The organism is Halomonas sp. E14, assembly GCF_052568415.1.
This window is the reverse complement of the sequence record NZ_CP199423.1, coordinates 207,351-228,558: the sequence shown is the minus strand read 5'-3', so window position 1 is coordinate 228,558 and position 21,208 is coordinate 207,351. Positions and strand designations below refer to the sequence as shown.

Annotated in this window: 18 protein-coding genes; 10 read left to right on the top strand and 8 right to left on the bottom strand. The window is 65.9% G+C overall.

Annotated elements, in window-relative coordinates; genetic code table 11:
• Nucleotides 1–46: 46 nt before the first annotated feature.
• From ACT7B3_RS01060 to ACT7B3_RS01045, 4 genes are all read right to left on the bottom strand, one after another.
• Nucleotides 47–1,348 carry a TRAP transporter large permease gene (locus ACT7B3_RS01060; RefSeq protein ID WP_445156575.1) on the bottom strand — a complete coding sequence of 434 codons (1,302 nt, stop codon included), beginning with the start codon at nucleotides 1,346–1,348 and terminating at the stop codon, nucleotides 47–49.
• A complete protein-coding gene (locus tag ACT7B3_RS01055) occupies nucleotides 1,348–1,878 on the bottom strand; it encodes a TRAP transporter small permease (protein WP_445156574.1) in 531 nt (176 codons plus the stop codon). Before ACT7B3_RS01055 ends, ACT7B3_RS01060 begins: the two co-directional genes overlap by 1 nt.
• Before the next feature lie 112 nt (nucleotides 1,879–1,990).
• Nucleotides 1,991–3,007: a TRAP transporter substrate-binding protein DctP gene (gene dctP / locus ACT7B3_RS01050; protein ID WP_444678697.1), complete on the bottom strand. Its 1,017-nt coding sequence runs from the start codon at nucleotides 3,005–3,007 to the stop codon at nucleotides 1,991–1,993.
• Nucleotides 3,008–3,350: 343 nt separating this feature from the next.
• Nucleotides 3,351–4,925 (bottom strand): BCCT family transporter, encoded by a 1,575-nt coding sequence (locus tag ACT7B3_RS01045; RefSeq protein WP_445156573.1) that lies wholly within the window; start codon nucleotides 4,923–4,925, stop codon nucleotides 3,351–3,353.
• Nucleotides 4,926–5,171: 246 nt separating this feature from the next.
• Between ACT7B3_RS01045 and fdhA the strand changes: the two genes are divergently transcribed.
• Together fdhA and ACT7B3_RS01035 are read left to right on the top strand one after the other, a co-directional pair.
• Nucleotides 5,172–6,365 (top strand): formaldehyde dehydrogenase, glutathione-independent, encoded by a 1,194-nt coding sequence (fdhA, locus tag ACT7B3_RS01040; RefSeq protein WP_445156572.1) that lies wholly within the window; start codon nucleotides 5,172–5,174, stop codon nucleotides 6,363–6,365.
• Nucleotides 6,366–6,513: 148 nt separating this feature from the next.
• Entirely contained in the window at nucleotides 6,514–6,753 is a 240-nt protein-coding gene (locus tag ACT7B3_RS01035) for a hypothetical protein (RefSeq protein WP_445156571.1), read from the top strand.
• An 86-nt stretch (nucleotides 6,754–6,839) separates the two neighbouring features.
• Here ACT7B3_RS01035 and ACT7B3_RS01030 read toward each other — a convergent pair whose 3' ends face one another.
• Nucleotides 6,840–8,126, bottom strand: coding sequence for an aromatic ring-hydroxylating oxygenase subunit alpha (locus ACT7B3_RS01030; RefSeq protein WP_445156570.1), 1,287 nt, complete (start codon nucleotides 8,124–8,126; stop codon nucleotides 6,840–6,842).
• On the opposite strand from ACT7B3_RS01030, the gene ACT7B3_RS01025 reads away from it, so the two are divergent.
• Both ACT7B3_RS01025 and ACT7B3_RS01020 read left to right on the top strand, forming a co-directional pair.
• On the top strand, nucleotides 8,125–8,430 hold the full coding sequence (locus ACT7B3_RS01025; RefSeq protein ID WP_445156569.1) for a hypothetical protein: 306 nt from the start codon (nucleotides 8,125–8,127) through the stop codon (nucleotides 8,428–8,430). The genes ACT7B3_RS01030 and ACT7B3_RS01025 overlap by 2 nt on opposite strands.
• 20 nt (nucleotides 8,431–8,450) lie before the next feature.
• Entirely contained in the window at nucleotides 8,451–9,557 is a 1,107-nt protein-coding gene (locus tag ACT7B3_RS01020; RefSeq protein WP_445156568.1) for an FAD-binding oxidoreductase, read from the top strand.
• A gap of 33 nt (nucleotides 9,558–9,590) precedes the next feature.
• On the opposite strand, the gene ACT7B3_RS01015 is transcribed toward ACT7B3_RS01020, so the two are convergent.
• Entirely contained in the window at nucleotides 9,591–10,649 is a 1,059-nt protein-coding gene (locus tag ACT7B3_RS01015; protein ID WP_445156567.1) for a substrate-binding domain-containing protein, read from the bottom strand.
• Between the two features lie 188 nt (nucleotides 10,650–10,837).
• Between ACT7B3_RS01015 and ACT7B3_RS01010 the strand changes: the two genes are divergently transcribed.
• Genes ACT7B3_RS01010 through ACT7B3_RS00990 form a run of 5 tightly spaced genes read left to right on the top strand, consistent with a single transcriptional unit; the run spans nucleotide 10,838 to nucleotide 16,958 of the window.
• On the top strand, nucleotides 10,838–11,338 hold the full coding sequence (locus ACT7B3_RS01010; protein ID WP_445156566.1) for a formate dehydrogenase subunit gamma: 501 nt from the start codon (nucleotides 10,838–10,840) through the stop codon (nucleotides 11,336–11,338).
• Nucleotides 11,335–12,912 carry a formate dehydrogenase beta subunit gene (locus ACT7B3_RS01005; RefSeq protein ID WP_445156565.1) on the top strand — a complete coding sequence of 526 codons (1,578 nt, stop codon included), beginning with the start codon at nucleotides 11,335–11,337 and terminating at the stop codon, nucleotides 12,910–12,912. Before ACT7B3_RS01010 ends, ACT7B3_RS01005 begins: the two co-directional genes overlap by 4 nt.
• Before the next feature lie 2 nt (nucleotides 12,913–12,914).
• Entirely contained in the window at nucleotides 12,915–15,824 is a 2,910-nt protein-coding gene (gene fdhF, locus ACT7B3_RS01000; protein ID WP_445156564.1) for a formate dehydrogenase subunit alpha, read from the top strand.
• The gene (gene fdhD, locus ACT7B3_RS00995; RefSeq protein WP_445156563.1) at nucleotides 15,821–16,687 is read left to right on the top strand and encodes a formate dehydrogenase accessory sulfurtransferase FdhD; all 867 of its coding nucleotides are present in this window, start codon (nucleotides 15,821–15,823) and stop codon (nucleotides 16,685–16,687) included. Before fdhF ends, fdhD begins: the two co-directional genes overlap by 4 nt.
• Before the next feature lie 10 nt (nucleotides 16,688–16,697).
• Nucleotides 16,698–16,958, top strand: a complete 261-nt coding sequence (locus ACT7B3_RS00990) for a formate dehydrogenase subunit delta (protein ID WP_444678704.1) — start codon at nucleotides 16,698–16,700, stop codon at nucleotides 16,956–16,958.
• A gap of 3 nt (nucleotides 16,959–16,961) precedes the next feature.
• On the opposite strand, the gene ACT7B3_RS00985 is transcribed toward ACT7B3_RS00990, so the two are convergent.
• Nucleotides 16,962–17,966 (bottom strand): GlxA family transcriptional regulator, encoded by a 1,005-nt coding sequence (locus ACT7B3_RS00985; protein ID WP_445156562.1) that lies wholly within the window; start codon nucleotides 17,964–17,966, stop codon nucleotides 16,962–16,964.
• A gap of 476 nt (nucleotides 17,967–18,442) precedes the next feature.
• Here ACT7B3_RS00985 and ACT7B3_RS00980 point away from each other — a divergent pair, with 476 nt between their 5' ends.
• Nucleotides 18,443–18,901 (top strand): thioesterase family protein, encoded by a 459-nt coding sequence (locus tag ACT7B3_RS00980; RefSeq protein ID WP_445156561.1) that lies wholly within the window; start codon nucleotides 18,443–18,445, stop codon nucleotides 18,899–18,901.
• 175 nt (nucleotides 18,902–19,076) lie between these two features.
• Here the strand turns inward: ACT7B3_RS00980 and ACT7B3_RS00975 are convergent, their stop codons facing one another.
• On the bottom strand, nucleotides 19,077–21,143 hold the full coding sequence (locus ACT7B3_RS00975; protein WP_445156560.1) for a prolyl oligopeptidase family serine peptidase: 2,067 nt from the start codon (nucleotides 21,141–21,143) through the stop codon (nucleotides 19,077–19,079).
• Nucleotides 21,144–21,208: the final 65 nt, after the last annotated feature.

Here is a 21,208-nt window from a genome sequence, read left to right as displayed (position 1 = left end):
GACTACCCCGCAGAGGCGTGCCACTTGTAGAGAAGAGCCGCTCCGCTTAGCGGATAAAGCCCAGCTGGCGCGGCAGGAACAGCGAGAGTTCCGGCACAAAGGTGGTGATCAGCATTACCGGAATGCCCACCAAGGCAATCAACATCAGCGCCGGCGAAAAGGTCTTGTGGATGGAAACCTGGCCGATACGGCAGGCCATATAGAGAATCGGGGCCACCGGCGGGCTATTGGCGCCAATCACCACCGAGCAGGCGACGATGGAGGCGTAGTGCACTGGATGCACGCCGGTCTCCACCATCAGTGGCAAAAATAGCGGGGCGATGACCACCGTCACCGAGACATCGTCGAGCATGGCCCCGGCCAGGATCAGGAAGACGTTGACTGCGATCAGGATCAGAAGCGGGTCGCTGATCAGCATTGTGATCAGCTCGGTGAGTTCCTGGGGTACCCGCTCGGCGGCCAGTATCCGCCCGATCATGAAGGAAAAGAGCAGTATCAGAATGATCGAGCCGGTGGTCTCCGAGGCGGCGATCACGCTTCGGTAGAACCCCTTGAGGGTCTGGTCGCGGTAGATTAAAAAGCCAATCACAATGGCCGCAAACGCCGCCACTGCTGCCGCCTCGGTGGGAGTGAAGACCCCGCCGTAGATACCCCCAAGGATAATCACCGGAAGGCAGAGCGCCGGGAAGGCGTTGAGGCTCGCCCGGGTGCGAGTCAGCGGTCTTCCCCCGACGTCTGCCCCCTGCCCCGACACCTCTTGGAAGAGGCGCCCGCAGGCGAAGCGATTGACCAGAATCAAGCCAATAATCAGCAGCAGAGCCGGTCCCACTGTGGCAGCGAAGAGCGCGGCCACCGACTGGCGCGTCACAACAGCGAACAGGATCATGGTGATCGAAGGCGGGATCAGGATGCCCAGCAGCGAGGAGATGCCCAGCAGCGCCGAGGAGTAACCGCGCGGGTAACCGCGCTGCTCCAGGGGGCCGATCATGATGGTCCCGATGGAGGCTACCGCCGCCGTGGCGGTGCCGGCGATCGCACCGAAGATCCCTGAGGCAAGCACCATGGAGGCCCCCATGCCGCCGCGCCGTCGCCCTACCAGGGTCTCGATGAAGACCACCAGGCGAGCGGCTATCCCGCCACTCTGCATCAGGTAGCCGGTCAGTACGAAGAGCGGCAGGGCAATCAGAATCACCGAATCCACCGAGCGAAAGCCCTGCATCATCAAGGAGTTTAAGTTGGCATCATAGACCAGCGCCAGATACGCCAGCACCCCGGCGAAGGACCAGGCAATCGGCACCCCTAGCCCCATCAGAACCACCAGCAGCAGGATTGCGTACAGGCCGGCCATCAGCGCTCTCCTTCTCTGGCCATGGGCGCTGTGGCCCCGGCCGAGGCGAGCTGCCGCAGTCCGCCGATAATGTCGCGCAGGGCATAGCAGAAGCAGCCGATGCTCGCGACCATGATCGAGGCCTGTGAGATCCACAGCGGAATGCCCAGCTCAGGGGTGCGCTGCGGACGCACCATGCCCCAGGCCAGCATTCGGTAGGCCCAGTAGACAAAACAGGCGCAGATCACCGCCACGATGCAGGCGACCAGCGTCCTGTGCAGCGCACGGATCCTCGAATCACGGATCTGCAGCTCAAGGAAATCTACCACTAGATGTTCGTTGCGCCGACTGGCGATCAGGGCTCCACTCATGTAAAGCCACATGCCCGCGAGCATGACCAGCTCGAGGGTGCCGACCAGTGACCAGCCGAACACATAGCGCGCCAGGATCAGGAAGATCATCAGCCCGACCACCAGCAGGCTGGCGGTGAAGGCAACGAGGTCGAGCACCCCGCCGATCAGCCGATCCAGCTTCGACCAAAACCCGTTCATTGCTCCCCCTTGGTATCCCCGTGATGCCTTGCCCGGTCACCCGGGACAGAACGTCGCGTCCCGACAGGCCACCCCCATCAGGGCCTGTCGGGACAGCGGCGACGCGGAACGGTTACAGCGGCGAGGCGTTGGCGCGAATCACCTCGACGATCTCCTCGCCGAGCTCGCGCGCCATGAGCGGCCAGACCTCTTCCCGGGCCCGCTTGGCAAACTCGTGCAACTGCTCGTCTGAGAGTTCGAAGTACTGCATGCCGTCGGCCTGGGCCTTGGCGATGTAGTACTCGTCCTGCTCCTGGGCGGCCACGAACTGCTGGTTCATGATCTCCTCGGCCGCCTCAGCCACTACCTGCCGATGCGCCTCGGGAAGCGACTCGTAGACATCCAGGTTCATGGTCAGGATGCCGGTCATGAAGAAGTGCTTGGTGTGGACGTAATAGTCGAGGATGTCGCGGAAGTACTCATAAGGCCAATAGATGACATTGCCAGCCTCGCCGTCTACCACCCCAGTCTGCAAGGCGGTATAGACCTCGCCCCAGTCGATGGCAGCAGTGCGATAGCCCAGCGCCTGCATGGTCTGCGGGGCCGGGAAGACGGTCATGGTGCGCACCATCAGGTCGCCGGCATCCTCCATGGTGAGGGCGTACTTGCCCCGCGAGGCGACTCCGTTGAAGCCTTCCGGCCAGGGCCCGAAGAACTTCAGGCCGATATCGGCGTAAATGTTGCCGAGGAGTTCATTGACCCAGCCACCGGGGCTGTAGGCTTCAAAGGCCTCGTCCCAGGAGAGGGTCATGTAGGGGGTATAGATCACCCCGATGCGGCGATCATAAGATGTCATCGGCCAGTTGAGCATCATATGAACGTCACCGGAAACCAGCAGGTCGAAAACCTCCTGCTGCCCACCCAACTCGTTCTGGAAAAAAACGTTGACCTTGATTTCGCCGTCGGACTTCTCCTCGATCATCTGTGCCCAGCGCTCAAGGGCATCACCGGCGGGCGAGCCCTTGGTGCCGGAGTCAGTGGCCATGCGCAGGGTAGTGGCGCTAGCAGAGAAGGAGGCCCCCAGCAGCAGGGCGGCTGACAGGGCGATGACGACGGGGAGCGTGGCTCCCTTGCGGCGCTCGAATGTCATGTCTGGCTAACTCTATTGTTGTGGTTGGTTTGCTCTGTTTATCCCCCGGCGCCGGTAGCGGTCAAATGCCATGCCTATAGCAAAAAAAAGGACGAAACAACCATAAAACCAATTTTAATTGGCAACATAATGTGAATTAACCCGGCAATAAAGAACAAATAATTATTTTTAACCACCGGGCTAGCGCGCGCCCTGTTCGCGCTGAATTCGAGGATGTCGCCCATGCCTTTCTGAAGGTCGCATCGAGATAGGGTCCTCGCCTGGCTTATCGTCTTCCCCAACAAGAAGACCCCGGCCAAGGCCGGGGTCGCGTGGTTGTTTCTTGCGTGAGGTCGATGGTGTATCAGGCCGGCCTGACGACCGCCAACCCGCGTTGCTCTTCCCTCAGCCCCTTGACCAGGCAGTAGGCCATGGCCAGCAGCACCAGGGTGAAGGGCAATCCGGTGGCTACGGCACCCGCCTGGATCGCCCCCAACGCCGTACTACCGCCGCCGTAGAGAAGAATGCCCGCGATCACCCCTTCGAGGCAGGCCCAGAATACGCGCTGGCCGCGGGGAGCGTCGGTCTTGCCACCCGCGGTGATGTTGTCGATCACCAGCGAGCCGGAGTCCGACGAGGTGACGAAGAAGATCAGCACCAGCACGATCGCCAGGCTCGAAGTCAGGAGGGTCAGCGGCAGGTGCTCGAGCATCTGGAACATGGCCAGTGATACATCGCTGATGCCATCGGCTAGTGCGCCAACGCCGGCAACTGACTGGTCAAGGGCAGTGCCACCGAAGGCGCTCATCCACACCAGGGTGACCAGGGTTGGCACCAGCAGCACGGCAATCAGGAACTCGCGCACCGTGCGCCCACGGGAGACCCGTGCGATGAACATGCCGACGAAGGGCGACCAGGAGATCCACCAGGCCCAGTAGAACACGGTCCAGCCGTGGTACCAGACGGTGTCATCACGACCAACCCAGTTGGCGAGCGGTACGATATGGCTGGCGTAGGACAGGGTGGTGTGCCAAAGGTTGTTGACGAACAGTAGCACGCCGCCGGTGAGCACCACGAAGGTGAGCAGGCCCAGGGCAAGCATCATGTTGATCTTTGAGAACAGCTTCATGCCGCCGTCGATACCACGCCACACCGAGAACAGTGCCACGGCGGTGACCACGACGATGATGGCGAGCTGGGTGCCGATGGTGTTGGGTACGCCCCACAGGTAGTTGAGCCCACCCGCCGCCTGGGAGGCGCCAAAGCCCAGCGAGGTGGCCAGGCCGAAGATGGTGGCCAGCACCGCGACGATGTCGATGATGTGGCCGTACCAGCCGCGCACCCGCTCGCCGAGAATCGGCGTGAAGGCCGAGCGCAGGGTCAGCGGCAGGCCGCGATTGTAGGCGAAGAAGGCCAGCGACAGCCCCACCACGCCGTAGATCGCCCAGGGGTGCAGTCCCCAGTGAAACATGGTGGCGCCGATCGCCGCGCTGGCGCCGGCCGGGGTGTGCGCCTCGGCGTTGAGCGGGGTGCCGTACCAGTCGGTGTAGTAGGCCACCGGCTCGGCCACGCTCCAGAACATCAGGCCGATGCCCATGCCCGCGGCGAACAGCATGGCGAACCAGGAGGTGGTCGAGTACTCCGGCCGGGCCTGGCTGCCGCCCAGGCGAATGCGCCCCACCGGCATCACGATCAGCGCCAGGCACAGCAGCACGAAGAGGTTGCCGGCGATCATGAACAGCCAGTCGAAGTGCTCGATGGAGAAACCGCGGGCCGCAGTGAGATGGCCGTTGGCGGCATCGGGATAGATCAGGGCGTAGAGAATGAAGGCCAGGATGGCTAGGGCCGAGAGGGGAAAGACGGGATGATGAAAGTCCATCCCCAGAACCTGGGCATTGTCCTGCCCAGGTTCGAGGATGGGTGCGTCGTCATGCTTCATGGGGACTCCTCGCGTGTTGTTATTGGCACCGCAAGCGCCAGGCGCTCCCGGGCGAACCATTGTTGGGCCAGGTTGGCGAGGGGAATGTCGTGAGAGCGACCTCCAGCTGTCCGCTGGCTCACCGCGGTCGCGTCATGTCTCGGGCAGGCATGCGGAGGTCTCTGTGGGGCAAGTGCCACCTGATGGAGGGCATAGGCTGAAGCGGCGGTATGTGCCGCCCCATGACAACAATGAGTGGAGCCAGCCATGAGCCAAGCCAACCGAGGCGTCGTCTACCAGGGTCCGGGTAAGGTCAACGTCGAAGCCATTCCCTATCCGGAACTCGCCCTTGGCAATCGCAAGTGCGACCACGGCGTGATCCTGAAGGTCGTCACCACCAACATCTGCGGCAGCGACCAGCACATGGTGCGCGGTCGTACCACCGCACCCGCCGGGCTGGTGCTGGGCCACGAGATCACCGGGCTGGTGGTGGAGTGCGGACGCGACGTCGAATTCATCAAGCCGGGCGACCTGGTGTCGGTGCCCTTCAACATTGCCTGCGGACGCTGTCGCAACTGCAAGGAAGGCCGTACCGGGATCTGTCTCAACGTCAACCCGGCGCGCCCCGGTGCCGCCTACGGCTACGTCGACATGGGCGGCTGGGTCGGCGGCCAGACCGAATACGTCATGGTGCCCTACGCCGACTTCAACCTGCTGAAGTTCCCCGACAGCGACCAGGCCATGGAGAAGATCCGCGACCTGACCCTGCTCTCCGACATCTTCCCCACCGGCTTCCACGGCTGCGTGACGGCCGGCGTGGGACCGGGCAGCACCGTCTATATCGCCGGGGCCGGCCCGGTGGGGCTGGCGGCGGCGGCGTCGGCCCAGCTGCTGGGTGCGGCCTGCGTGATCGTCGGCGACATGATCGAGGAGCGCCTGGCCCAGGCGCGCAGCTTCGGCTGCGAGACCATCGACCTGACCCAGGAAGGCGACATGGCCGACAAGCTGGAGGCGATCCTCGGCGAGCGCGAGGTCGACTGTTTCGTCGACTGCGTCGGCTTCGAGGCCCATGCCTGCGGCTGCAACCACGGCCAGGAGGCGCCGGCCACCGTGCTCAACTCGGCGATGCAGATGACCCGCGCCGGCGGCCAGATCGGCATCCCCGGCCTCTACGTGACTGAAGACCCCGGCGCCGTGGACGATGCCGCCAAGCAGGGCGCGCTGAGCATGCGCTTCGGTCTCGGCTGGGCCAAGTCCCACTCGTTTCACACCGGCCAGTGCCCGGTGATGAAGTACCACCGCCCGCTGATGCAGGCGATCCTGTTCAACAAGATCAAGATTGCCGATGCGGTCAACGTGCAGGTGATCTCGCTGGATCAGGCGCCGCAAGGCTATGCCGATTTCGATGGCGGTGCGGCCAAGAAATTCGTTATCGACCCCCATGGCAGCGTGGCCGCCTGAGGAGTGCCTGAACCGGCTGACGGCGAGCGCCGAAAGGCGGTGCCGCCAGCCATGTCGTGGTTTGCCCGTGCGGCAGCGTGGCCGCCTGACGGCTGAGCGGCTAAGGTAGCGACGTGATGACGACCAACGACAGCAGGAGGTACGCAAGATGATGATCGCCGACCTGATCGACACTCAGGATTTCCGTGAACGCCTGCTGGCGCTGGGCATCGAGCTGCCTGCCGATGCCGACCCCGATACCTGCGCCCGGCTGACCGCCCAGCGCCAGGCCGAGGCGCGGGTGCCCGGCTTGGCGGCGCTGGTCGCCGAACTGGAGGCCCAGGCCGGGGTCATGCTGCCGGAGGTGCGCGAGGCGCTGGAACGCCACCTGCGGCCGGCCGTCGGCTAGCCGCACCGCCCGATCGCATCCGAGTGAAACGCATCGCCCCCGGCCATGGCCGGGGGCGATGCGCTTACGCCGGGTGAGCGAGAGGCCTAGCCGCGCACCACCTTAAGGTGGGGCGCACTGTGACCCAGGTTCTCCTGCATGCGCTCGCTGTACCAGTCGATGAAGTCGATCACGCCGAACTCGTAGGTCTCGGAGTAGGGACCCGGCTGGTAGGCCTGAGAGTTGATGCCGCGCTGGTTCTCCTCGGCCAGGCGCTTGTCCTGGGCGTTGGTGGCGTCCCATACCCGGCGCATCTCCTCGGGCTGGTAGTCGACGCCCTCCACGGCATCCTTGTGCACCAGCCACTTGGTGGTCACCAGGGTCTCCTGGGGACCCAGCGGCAGCACGCGGAACACGATGGCGTGGTCGCCCATGAAGTGATTCCAGGAGTTGGGCAGGTGCAGGATGCGCAGCGAGCCCATGTCGGGGCTGGTCAGGCGGCCCATCAGCTTGCTGCAGGCCGGCTTGCCGTCCATGGTCATCGAGACCACGCCATCCAGCAGCGGGGTGCGGGTCAGCCGGTTGCGCTTGCCGAAGCGCTTGAGCTGCCAGGGAATCTGCTGCTCGTCCCAGTCGGACTGCTTCTTCGCCACCAGCGCCCTGTAGGCGGGCGTGGCGCGGGGGTCGTCGGTGTCGTCGAACTCCTGCAGCGAGTTGAGCAGCTCGGGGTGGGAGCCGTTGCAGTGGTAGCACTCGCGGTTATTCTCGATGACCAGCTTCCAGTTGGCCTGCTCGACGATGTTCGACTCCACCGCGACCTTGAGGTTGCCCATCTCGTAAGGCTCGAGATAGTGCTCCAGGGTGATCAGGAAGTCGTCGATGACGGGCGGCTGCTCGGCCAGGCTGATGAAGATGAAACCGCCGCCGGTGCGCACGTGCACTGGCTTCAGGCCATAACTGCCCAAGTCGAAGTTCTCGCCCATGTCGCTGCCGGCGAACAGCAGGCGGCCGTCGAGCTCATACGTCCACTGATGGTAGGGGCAGACCAGCTTGGCCACCTTGCCCTTGTCGCTGACGCATAGCCGCGAGCCGCGGTGACGGCAGACATTGTGGAACGCATGGATCGTACCGCCCTCGCCGCGTACCAGGATCACCGGGTTGTCGCCGACCTGCAGGGTCATGTAGTTGCCCTTGGCGGGAATCTCGCAGGTCATGCCGGCGAACAGCCACTCCTTGCCGAAGATCTCCTGCATGTCCAGCGCGAACAGCCGGGCGTCGTTGTAGAACGGCTGGGGCAACGAGAAATTACGCGCGCGCTGGGCGAGCATCGCGGCAACGGCTTCGCGCGCCGGGTCCAGGGGGTCGTCCAGCGGCTTCTGGGAGATCGGATCCATGAAAACACTTCCTCTTGCTGGCCGCGTTGGCGGCATGTGGCGGATTGTTACTGTCGTCAGAGGTTTACGTCGTGTTAGCCACGCGGTGGATGGAAACACGGCGAGTGTGGATCAGCCTCCGTTCGGCCAGTTGCCTGCCGACGACAAGGAGGAAGTCAGACGCGACGAACACAGGAGAAAAAGCGCGATGAGTGGAAGCCAGAAGTACGCTCATGTCGCCGTCAGGCAAGTCGTGGGCTTGCCTGCTGACGCAGAATTCGATCAACGGCAGGCGGTGTTCCGCAGTCGGAGCCTTCCACGCTGATCAATGCCAGGCGACTCGACATGACCATGAACTTTCTCAATCCCGTCACGACCCAGACCTGGACCAACGGCCGCCACCTGGTGCGCTGCGTCAAGGTGATCCAGGAGACCTGGGACGTTCGCACCTTCTGCTTCATGGCCGAGCAGCCGGTGCTGTTCTTCTTCAAGCCGGGGCAGTTCGTGACCCTGGAACTTGAGATCGACGGCGAGCCGATCATGCGCTCCTATACGATCTCCAGCTCACCGTCGATTCCCTACAGCTTCTCGATCACCGTCAAGCGGGTGCCGGGCGGCAAGGTGTCGAACTGGCTGCACGACAATCTGAAGGTCGGCGACGAACTGGCGGTGCATGGCCCGGTGGGCAACTTCAATTCGATCGATTTTCCCGCCGACAAGGTGCTGTTCCTCTCCGGTGGCGTGGGTATCACACCGCTGATGTCGATGACACGCTGGTTCTTCGACACCAACGCCAACGTCGACGTCGAGTTCATCCACAGTGCACGTGCCCCCCGCGATGTCATCTACCATCGCGAGCTGGTGCACATGTTCTCGCGGATTCCCGAATTCAAGCTGCATATCGTCTGCGAGAAAAAGGACGACATCGGCGAGGCTTGGGCCGGCTATCGCGGGTATTTGACCCAGCCGATGCTCGAGCTGATGGTGCCCGACTATCTCGAGCGGGAGATCTTCTGTTGCGGCCCCACGCCGTACATGAACGCGATCAAGCACATCCTGCGCGAAAACGGCTTCGACATGAGCCGCTACCACGAGGAATCCTTCGGCGCCACGCCGCTTGACGTGCGCGAGGAGGTGCTGGAGCTGGCCGAGCAAGCCGAGGCCGAGGCGGAGGAGATCGATTACGCCGACATGCTCAGCGTCGAGTTCGTCGGCTCGGGCAAGAGCGTACGCATTCAGCCGGGCGAGACGGTTCACTCGGCTGCCGCCAAGCTCGGCTTGCACATCCCCAAGGCCTGCGGCATGGGGATCTGCGGCACCTGCCGGGTAGGGCTCAAGTCCGGGCAAGTGGACATGGAGCACAACGGCGGCATCACCGACGAGGACGTGGCGGAGGGCTATATCCTCTCCTGCTGCAGCAAGCCCCTGGGCGACGTGGTGGTCGACTACTGACGACGGCACCGGCGAGGCTCAGCCGTGGCGTGACTAATCGAACAGCTCGTCGACGCTGCACACCTCGCCACAACGGTCCAGCGAATAGCCGGGCAGCTCGCGCACGGCCTGCTGGAACGGCGCGCTGCGGATCATCTCGAGCAGACGTACGACGCTGGGGTCGGCCAGGCTGCTGCGCTGACACAGCAGCAGATAGTGCTCGCTGGCCAGCGGCAGGAAGTCCAGGCCGAACTGGCGCGCGGCGGCCTCGACGCCGAAGCCGACGTCGGCCATGCCGGCGGCGATGTAGGCGGCCACCGCGGAGTGGGTGTACTCCTCCAGCTCGAAGCCACGGATGCGCTGCGCCGAGAGGCCCACTTCCCGTAGCAGGATATCGAGCAACGCCCGGGTGCCGGAAGCCTGCTGGCGGTTGATGAAGCGCACGTCGCCACGCACGAGATCGGCCAGGCCGGCCACACCCCTGGGATTGCCCGGTGCGAGCATCAGCCCCTGACAGCGGGTGATGAAGCGAATGATGCAATGGCTGCGCGGTCGCAGCTGACGGCGGTAGCCCTGCATCAGCGGACCCCGGGTCGCCGAGGTCGGCATGTGGTAGCCGGCCACGTCGCAGGCGCCGCGATTGAGCGCGGCCAGGGCCTCTGCCGGGCTGCAGTACTGCAGATCGAGCTGAAAGTCGCTGGCGAACCTGGGCAGCAGCGCCACTGCATAGCCGTGACTGGCGTGCATGCGCAGCACCGGTTCGACGCCCTCGAACAGCTGCTGCAGCTCGAGATTGAGCTCCGAGCCCAGGCTCTCCAGCTGCGGACCGAGCCGGGCGGCCACCCGCTGGCGTGCCCACAGCAACTTGTCGCCCAGTGGGGTGAGCCGTGCGCCGCGCCCCTTTTGCATTTCCACCAGCGTAACGCCGAAGAAGTCCGCCCACTTGTTGAGCAGGTTCCAGGCATGGCGGTAAGAGATACCGGCTTCGGCCGCGGCTTCGGTCAGCTTGCCGCTGCGATGGATGCCCTGCAGCAGCCCGAACAGCTGCGGGTCCAGGCGGTTGCCGGCCTCGTCGGTAAAGGACCAGGCTGGCTCGATCTTAATACGCTTCATATGCTGTGTTTTTCATATTTTGTAAGAAATGAAGTGCTGCTACCTTCACACACATGCACCGCGCAAGCTACTACGGGCACGGCATTCAATATATGCACTGTAGTACATAACTAGACCGTAACCAGCAGCTTCGAACGTACTGACGCACATGCAAGCTGCGCTCCTTACGTTCGCTTCGAGGCCAGGCCATGCTCAACAGCTCACCCCCTTCATGGACGCCCCAGCAGATTCAGGATGAGATCGATGCCCTGAAGCACAAGCCCGGCGCCCTACTCCCCATCCTGCATGCGGTTCAGGACCGCTGCGGCTACGTCCCGCGGGAGGCGGTTCCGCTGATTGCCGAATCGCTGCAGCTCACCCGAGCCGAGGTGCACGGCGTGATCAGCTTCTACCACCACTTCCGCACCACGCCGCCGGGGCGCCACGTGGTGCAGATCTGCCGTGCGGAAGCCTGCCAGGCGCGGGGCTCCCGAGCGCTGGAGAAGTATGCGCGGGACACCCTGGGGATCGACTACCACCAGACCACCGCCGACCGCGAGATCACCCTGGAGCCGGTCTACTGCCTGGGCAACTGCGCCTGCGGCCCCGCCGTGCGGGTGGGCGATCGGGTGCTGGGGCGAGTCACCCCCGAGCGCTTCGACACCTTGGTCGACGAGCTTCAGACTCGCCCCCTGGAGGTGATCGCATGAGCCTACGTGTCTTCGTGCCCCGAGATACCACTGCCCTCTCCTTGGGCGCCGATGAAGTGGCCGCCCGCCTGGAGCGGGAGGCACGCGCCCGGGGCCTGGCCTTCACCCTGGTACGCAACGGCTCGCGTGGTGCCGCCTGGCTGGAGCCCCTGCTGGAGGTGGAAACGTCCAACGGCCGCCTGGCCTTCGGGCCGGTTGTTGCCGAGGACGTTCCCGGCTTGCTCGACGCCGGTCTGCTCGATCCTGCCAGGCTCGAGGCGGGCCTGGCAGACAAAAGCGGTCATCCGCTGGCCCTGGGCGCCACCGAGGCACTGCCCTGGTTCGCCCACCAGCAGCGCTTCACCTTCGCCCGCGCCGGGATCACCGATCCGCTCTCCATCGCTGATTACCTGGCCCACGATGGCTTCCGCGGCCTCGAAATCGCCTTGCAGCAGACTCCCCAGGCGCTGGTCGAGGAGGTCAAGGCTTCGGGGCTGCGAGGCCGCGGCGGCGCCGCCTTCCCCACCGGCATCAAGTGGCAAACCGTGCTCGACACCGCGGCGGACCAGAAGTACATCGTCTGCAATGCCGACGAGGGCGACTCCGGTACCTTCGCCGATCGCCTGGTCATGGAGAGCGATCCTTTCATGCTGATCGAAGGCATGATCATTGCCGGTCTCGCCGTTGAAGCCACCCAAGGCTATATCTACCTGCGCTCCGAGTACCCCTTGGCCAAGGCGATTCTCGACACGGCCATCGCCCGCGCCGAGGCCACCGGCTACCTGGGCGACGACATCCGCGGCAGCGGCCGCGCCTTCCACCTGGAGGTGCGCCTGGGCGCTGGCGCCTATATCTGCGGCGAGGAGACCTCGCTGCTCGAGAGCCTGGAGGGCAAGCGCGGCCTGGTACGCTTCAAGCCACCGCTGCCGGCCATCGAAGGCCTCTTCGGTCGCCCCACGGTCGTCAACAACGTGCTGTCGCTGGCGGCGGTGCCCTTCATCCTGGCCGAAGGAGCCGAGGCCTATGCCGAGGTTGGCATGGGCCGCTCACGGGGCACCCTGGCGCTGCAACTGGCCGGCAACGTCCAGCGCGGCGGACTGGTGGAGCTGGCCTTCGGCACCACCCTGCGCCAGCTGATGGAGGAATTCGGCGGCGGCACCGCTAGCGGGCGTCCGCTACGCGCCGTACAGGTAGGCGGCCCGCTGGGCGCCTATCTGCCCGCCAGCCAGTGGGACCTGCCGCTCGACTACGAGGCCTTTGCCGAGGTCGGTGCGGTGCTCGGCCACGGCGGCGTGGTGATGTTCGATGACAGCGTCGACATGGCCGAACAAGCACGCTTCTCGATGGAATTCTGCAAGGTGGAATCCTGCGGCAAATGCACCCCCTGTCGCATCGGCTCGACCCGCGGCGTCGAGGTGCTCGACCGTATTCGCGGAAATCACGACCGCGAGGCCAACCTCGCCCTACTTCATGACCTCTGCGACACCATGGAGGACGGCTCATTGTGCGCCATGGGCGGCATGACCCCCTTCCCGGTGCGCAGCGCCCTGACCTATTTCCCCGACGACTTCCGGCGCCCGGCGGAAGGAGGCTGACCATGATCGAGCATTTCGACCCCCGACAGCAGGCCCAGGCTTTTTCCAAAGACCTCGGCACGCCCGATCCGACCCTAGCCGCAGGCGCTTCCCCTGCCGCCGATGCCGCTCCGGTGAGCCTTGAGATCGACGGCGTGACGATCAGCGTCCCTGCGGGCACCTCGGTGCTGCGCGCCGCGGCCCTGGCCGATATCAATATTCCCAAGCTCTGCGCCACCGACAGCCTGGAGGCCTTCGGCTCGTGCCGGCTGTGTGCCGTGCAGGTGGAAGGGCGGCGTGGCACCCCCGCGGCTTGCACCACCCCGGTGGCCGATGGCATGCGGGTCACCACCCAGAACGCGCGACTGGCGCGGCTGCGCCGCAACATCATGGAGCTCTACATCTCCGACCACCCGCTGGACTGCCTGACCTGCCCGGCCAACGGCGACTGCGAGCTGCAGGACATGGCCGGTGCGGTGGGGCTGCGCGAGGTGCGCTACGGCTTCGAGGGTGAGAACCATCTGCAGGCGGAGAAGGACGAGTCCAACCCCTACTTCACCTTCGACCCCAGTAAATGCATCGTCTGCTCGCGCTGCGTGCGCGCCTGCGAAGAGGTCCAGGGCACCTTCGCGCTGACCCTCGACGGCCGCGGCTTCGACTCCAAGGTCACCGCGGGCCAGGGCGAGGCCTTCATGGACTCCGAGTGCGTCTCCTGCGGCGCCTGCGTCCAGGCCTGCCCCACCGCCACGCTGATGGAGAAGAGCGTCATCGATGCCGGCCAGCCAGAGCACAGTGTGGTGACCACCTGCGCCTACTGCGGCGTTGGCTGCTCCTTCGAGGCCCAGATGAAGGGCGACCAGCTGGTACGCATGGTGCCGTACAAGGGTGGTGACGCCAACCACGGCCACTCCTGCGTCAAGGGGCGCTTCGCCTTCGGCTACGCCACTCATCCCGACCGCATCACTACGCCGCTTGTTCGCGAGTCGATCGATCAGCCCTGGCGTGAGGTAGGCTGGGAAGAGGCGATTGCCTTTGCCGCCGAACGGCTCAAGACAATCCAGGCAAAGTACGGCCGCGAGAGTGTCGGTGGCATCACATCATCGCGCTGCACCAACGAGGAGACCTATCTGGTGCAGAAGCTGGTGCGCGCCGCCTTCGGCAACAACAATACCGACACCTGCGCGCGGGTCTGCCACTCACCCACCGGCTACGGCCTTAAGACCACCCTGGGTGAGTCCGCCGGCACTCAGACGTTCGACTCGGTGATGCAGGCCGACGCCATCCTGGTGATCGGCGCCAACCCCACCGACGCCCACCCGGTGTTCGGTTCGCTGATGCGCAAGCGGCTGCGCCAGGGTGCCAGGCTGATCGTCGCCGACCCGCGGCGCATCGATCTGCTCAAGACTCCCCACCTGGCGGATGCCCAGCACCTGCCGCTACGCCCGGGCACCAATGTGGCGCTGATCAATGCCTTGGCCCATGTGGTGGTGGCCGAGGGCCTGGAGGACCACGACTTTATCGCCGCCCGCTGCGACACCGCCGCCTACCGGGCCTGGCGCGATTTCATCGGTGAGGAGCGCCACTCCCCCGAGGCGACGGAGTCGATCACCGGGGTGCCCGCCGCCGCGGTGCGCCGCGCCGCGCGCACCTACGCCAGCGCCGGCAACGGCGCCATCTACTACGGCCTGGGGGTCACCGAACACAGCCAGGGCTCCACCATGGTGATGGGGATCGCCAACCTGGCCATGGCCACCGGCAACCTCGGCCGCGAGGGCGTAGGAGTGAACCCGCTGCGCGGCCAGAACAATGTCCAGGGCTCCTGCGACATGGGCTCCTTCCCCCACGAGCTGCCCGGCTACCAGCACGTGGCCGACCCCGTGGCCCGCGGGCGCTTCGAGGCCGCCTGGGGCGTGACCCTGGACGATGAGCCGGGGCTACGCATTCCCAACATGTTCGATGCCGCCATCGAGGGCAGCTTCAAGGCGCTCTACGTGCAGGGCGAGGACATCGCCCAGTCAGACCCCAACACCCAGCACGTGGAGGCTGCGCTCTCCGCCCTAGAGTGCTTGATCGTTCAGGACATCTTCCTCAACGAGACCGCCAAGTACGCCCACGTGCTGCTGCCGGGGTCGAGCTTCCTGGAGAAGGACGGCACCTTCACCAACGCCGAGCGGCGCATCAACCGGGTGCGCCGGGTGATGCCACCGCTGGCCGGCAAGGCCGACTGGGAGGTGACCCAGGAGCTGGCTCGCGCGCTGGGTTATCCCATGAACTATGGCCACCCATCAGAGATCATGGATGAGATCGCCCGCCTCACGCCGAGCTTCGCCGGGGTCAGCTATGCGCGACTCGAAACCCATGGCAGCCTGCAGTGGCCGTGCAACGACGCCCACCCCACCGGCAGCCCGACCTTGCACGCAGAGACCTTCCCCATCGGCCGCGGGCGCTTCGCCATCACCGAATACGTGGCCACCGAGGAGCGCACCAACCGCCGCTACCCCCTGCTGCTGACCACCGGGCGGATCCTCTCCCAGTACAACGTCGGTGCCCAGACCCGACGCACCGACAACCAGATGTGGCACGACGAGGACGTGCTGGAGCTACACCCCGCCGACGCCGAGCTGCGCGGCATCCGCGACGGCGATTGGCTAGGCATCACCAGCCGCTCAGGCCAGACGGTGCTGCGCGCCCGACTCAGCGAGCGCATGCAGCCAGGCGTGGTCTATACCACCTTCCACCACCCGGGCAGCGGTGCCAACGTCATCACCACCGATAACTCCGACTGGGCCACCAACTGCCCGGAGTACAAGGTAACAGCGGTGCAGGTGGAGAAAGTCAGCCAGCCCTCCGCCTGGCAGCGCCGCTTCGCCGACTTTGATCGGGCCCAGCGCGGCCACCTGGCCGAAGCGGCACCGCGTGGGGCAGCGCCATGAGCACGGTGTGCCGTCCGATGACAACACCCGGCGGGGCGTCCCGGCCGCAAGCCGCCCTGGCCCGCTATTCGGTGGAGGTTCGCCGCGGCACCAGCGGCGGGTACGGCGACGCCCAGGAGGATACCCTGGCCCTGGAGGTCCCGGTGGCCCTGGTCTACAACGGCGTCTCTCATGCGGTAATGATGACCACGCCCGCCGATCTGGAGGAGTTCGCCCTGGGCTTCAGCCTCTCCGAGGGGATCATCGACCACCCCCGCGAGTGCTATGACCTGGAGGTCGGCGAGGAGACGCATGGCCTGGCGGTGCAGCTGACCATCAGCAGCCAGCGGCTGGCGGCCCTCAAGGCCCGGCGCCGCAGCCTGGCCGGGCGCACCGGCTGCGGCCTGTGCGGCACCGAGGCCCTGGCGCAGGCGATTCGCCCGATCCCGCGGGTCACGGCACCGGCCCTCGGCGACGCCGCCATCCAGCGCGCGCTGGCGCAGCTGGCCGAGCACCAACCGCTGCAAGCCCTTACCGGCGCGACCCATGGCGCCGCCTGGTGCGACGCAAGCGGGCAGATCCAACTGGTGCGCGAAGACGTGGGGCGCCACAACGCCCTGGACAAGCTGATCGGCGCCCTGGCCCGCCGCGGCGGGCCCACTGCAGAAGGTTTCGCCCTGATCTCCAGCCGCGCCAGCTACGAGATGGTGCACAAGAGCGCCAGCGTCGGCATCGGTGCCCTGGTGGCGGTCTCGGCCGCCACGGCGCTGGCGGTGGAGCAGGCCCGGGCGGCCGACCTGCTGCTGGTGGGCTTCGCCCGACCGGGCCGCCACCTGATCTATCACCGCCCCGCCGCCCCCGCGGCGATCCGGGCTCATGGCTGAGGAATCGAGAATGTCACTGCACCACGACACGCACCTGGTACGCATGGCCAACCAGATCGCCGCCAATTTGAGTGGCGGCCGGGACGAGGAGGAGGCCGTGGCGAGCATCTGTAACCACCTGGAGAAGTTCTGGGCCCGGCCCATGAAGCGGCGCCTGATCGCCAGCCTGGCAGAGGAGAACACCCAGCTCGAGCCCTTGGCCCGGCGCGCCGCTCAGCGGCTGGCGGATCGCCTTGAAACGGCGCCTACCGCCGCCAAGCCCACCGCATAAGCCTTACAGCCCCGGGCGGCTCTCGACATGCAGGAAGAAGGGGTCGACCCGGTCGCTGCCGGGCTCACCGGCGCGCTTGCGCATTTCCGAAGGCGTCATGCTGAAGGCGGTGCGGAAATGGCGTGAGAAGTGGGCGGTGTCGGCGAAGCCGCAGCGCTCGCCGATCTCGGTGATGCTCTTGCCGGTATAGTGGAGCAGCCACACGCCATAGCGAAGGCGAAGGTCGCGGGCGAACTTCTGAGGGCCCACGCCCAGCGTCTCGCGAAAGCGACGCTCCAGGTTGCGGCGCGAGGTACCCACCCGCTCGGCCAGCGCCTCCATCGAAATCGCCTCGCCCAGATGCTGCTCGAGCACGGCGATGGCGCGGCGCACCAGGCGATCCTCGATCTTGCCGAACACCACCGGCTGGGGCTGGGGGTGGGTACCTTTGCGGCCCTCATCGAGCAGCATGATGTTCAGGCTCTTCATCGCCCAGGCCTTGCCTAGATGACGCTCGACCAGATAGGCGGCCAGGTCGGCCGCCGCCGCCCCGCCCGCACAGGTGAGCCGGTCGCCGTCATCGACGAACAGCCGGTCGGCTACCGGCTGGATGGTGGGAAAGCGCTGCACCAAGTCGCGGTGATGGTACCAGCTGACGCAGCAGCGACGCTCTTTCATCACCCCCGCCTGGATCAAGGCAAAGACACCCGTGCACAACCCCACCAGCGGCACCCCGGCGCTCGCCGCCTGGCGCAGGTAGGCCAGCGCGACGGTGTCAGGCCGATCCCGCTCGTCCTGCACGCCGCCGATCACCACGATATAGTCGAACCCGGTGGGGTTCCGAAAGGTCTCGCAGGGCGAGATGGTAGCGCCACAGCTGGAGTGAGCCTCCTGCCCCTGGCTGGTCATGAAGGTCCAGTGGCAGCGCAGCTGGCGGCTGCGATCCCCCTCGTCGGCGGCCAGGCGCAGGCAGTCGACGAAGGCCGCGAAGGGCAGCAGCGTGAAGCGGTGCAGCAGCACGAAACCCACGGAGAGGGGCCTCACCTCGGTAGGGCGCGACAGGTACACACCGTCATCAGCAAGCCTGACTGCCGCACTGGGGGATGGGCCACTCGCAGACTCGGTGCAACGTCTCATCATCGATCTCGTACTCCCGATAGGCAGCTAATAGCTTATCTTCCGGCACCACCTGTATTCGACCGACCCGTGCCACTCCTTGTACGTCGATCACTCCCACCATAGGGCTCCAGCGCAGGGTCCGCTCTCTGACTGTTGTACACCACCTAGGCTCGCCTATTGTAAATAATCGCCTTGCATAGCGGTGGCTATCTCAGTTGCATTTCTTACTACCCAGGTGGGTGGCCATTGCAACCTCGCTGCCCCGTCATGCCGGGCGCAAGACCAGAAACCGAATTCGGCTGTCGTCGGGGCGACGTGCTGGGTTGTACTGCTCGGCCTGGTTCAGAATACTGGCCGAAAGCGGATGGCCTGGAGGAAGGTAACTGATGGTGATACTGAGCACCTGCGTCGCCCCGGCCTGGGTCGACTACAACGGCCATATGAATGACGCCGAGTACGCCCGAGTCTTCTCCCTGGCGGTGGACACCCTGATGGTGCGGGTCGGTCTGGACGCGGCGGGCCGCGAGCGCCTTGGCTACACGCTCTTCACCCTCGAGACCCATCTCTGCTACCGCCGTGAAGCCCACGAGGGCCAGCCACTCGAGGTGACGGTGACCCTGCTCGACCGCGATGCCAAACGCTTGCATCTCTTCTTTGCCATGCACGACGAAGCCGGTGAAACGCTAGCCACCAGCGAACAGATGCTGATGGGCATCGATACGCAGAGTCACCGCCCCGCGCCCTTCCCACCCGATGTCGCTGCCGCGCTCGATGGCCTGCCCTGTACCGAGGCCGGCAGCTGGCCGGAAGCCGCCGGGCGGCGTGTCGGTATACCGCGGCGCTGAGGGGCATGACAGCTTGCCCTCCCATTCCGGCACAGTTATGTACGGTGCGTTCGGCGCAGCTGGGCGCTGCAGTCGGAAGAAGTCCCCAGGGAGATCGGCAAGGCCGACGAGGTGCTGCAGGAGATAACCACCGCGCAAGCAACCCAGAGGGAAGAACGCAAAAGCAGCGCAACAGTCACGACGGCTCAGGCGAGCCTTCTGCCAGCGTCTGGCAGAGAAAGGTAAAGGCCAGCGCCTGCATATGGGCGCGCTGGCGGTTGTCAGCCGCGCCGCCGTGGCCGCCTTCAATGTTTTCGTAATAGAGCACCCGATGCCCCTGCTCGCTCATGCGCGCCATCATCTTGCGCGCGTGGCCGGGGTGGACGCGGTCGTCGCGGGTGCTGGTCATCAGCAGCATGGGCGGGTAGTGGGCCGCGGGATCGAGGTTGTGGTAGGGCGAGACATCGTGCAGGAACTGCCAGTCGTCGCTCTCGGGGTCGCCGTACTCGGCCATCCACGAGGCGCCGGCCAGCAGCAAGTGATAGCGGCGCATGTCGAGCAGCGGCACCTGGCACACCACGGCGCCGAACAGCCGCGGGTAGCGGGTGAGCATGTTGCCCACCAGCAGGCCGCCGTTGGAACCGCCCTGGACGCCCAGCCGCCGCGCTGAAGTGACGCCGCGTTCGATGAGATCCTCTGCCACCGCGGCGAAGTCCTCGAACGCCTTGTGGCGCTTCTCGCGCAGCGCCGCCTGGTGCCAGCGCGGGCCGTACTCGCCGCCGCCGCGGATGTTGGCCACCACGTAGACGCCGCCCTGGCTGAGCCAGGCGCGCCCCACCCCGGGGCTGTAGCCGGGCAGCAGCGGCACCTCGAAGCCGCCGTAGCCGTAGAGCAGAGTCGGATGCGCGCCGCTGGGCTCGAGGTCGCGTCGCGCCACCTGGAAGTAGGGAATCGGCGTGCCGTCGCGGCTGGTGGCGAAGTGCTGGGTCACCTCGAGCCCCTCGGCGTCGAACAGCGCCGGGGCCTGCTTGAGCGTTTCCAGCGCCCCGCCGACCCGGCCGTGCAGCAGCGTGGTCGGCGTGAGGTAGTCGCTGACGATGACGAACACCTCGTCGCTCTCCTCGTCGTCCACCGCGCTCACGCTGATGCTGCCCAGCGTCGGCACGCCCGCCAGCGGCTCGGGTTGCCACCGGCCTTCGCTCGGGGTGAGCACGGTGAGCCGGTGCTTGACGTCGTCGAGCACGTTGAGGATCAGGTGGCGGCGGGTCCAGGTGACGTCGGAGAGCGAGGTGCGTTCGGTGGGGGTGAACAGTACGCGCAGCTCGCGTTCGCCGCCCATGAAGGCGTCGAAGTCGGCGATCAGCAGCGCGCCGGCGGGATGGGTGGTGCCCGCCACCTCCCAGGGCTCGCGCAGCTCGACCATCAGCCACTCGCGGTGCACCTGCTTATGGGCCGAATTGGGCACCTCGATGCGGGTGAGGCGGCCGTCGGCCTGGCGCAGGTAGAGCTCGTTGTCGTAGAAGGCCCGGGCGCGGCTGACGAAGTCGCGCTGGAAGCCGGGGGTGGCGTCGTGCGCGGCGCCCACGGCCATGTCGTCGGGCTCGGCCTCGAACACCGTCTCGGCGTCGGCCATCGGCGTGCCGCGCCGCCACTGCTTGACGATGCGCGGGTAGCCGGAGCGGGTCATCGAGCCTGCGCCGAAGTCGGTCTGGACATAGACCGTGTCATGGTCAATCCAGCCCAAACTGCCCTTGGCCTCGGGGCGGTAGAAGCCCGCTTCGACCCAGCGCTTCTCGACCAGGTCGAACTCGCGGGTGACGTCGGCGTCAGCACCGCCACGGGAGAGCGACACCAGGCAGTGGCGCCAGGGCGCCTCGGGCGATTCGGGGCGCAGGCAGTGGGCGCCGTGCCACACCCAGTTCTCGCCCTCCTCGGCGTTGAGCGCGTCGAGGTCGATCAGCACCTCCCACTCGGGCCGCGCCTTGCGGTACTCCTCGAGCGTGGTGCGCCGCCACAGCCCGCGGGGATGGTCGCGATCCTGCCAGAAGTTATAGAAGTGCTCGCCGCGCTTGACCACGAAGGGGATGCGGTCGTCGGCCTCGAGGATCGCCTGCAGGTCGTCGCGCAGCGCGGTGAAGCCCGGCGCATCGGCGAGCCTGGCCTGGCTCTCGGCATTGCGCTGCTCGACCCAGGCCAGGGCGCGTTGGCCCTCGACCTCTTCCAGCCACAGGTACGGGTCGTGCTCGTCGAAGGGGGCAGCCATGCGGGTCTCCTGGTGGGCAGTCGTTTTGCCCACCAAGCTAGCCCGCACCGGGCGCATCTTACAAG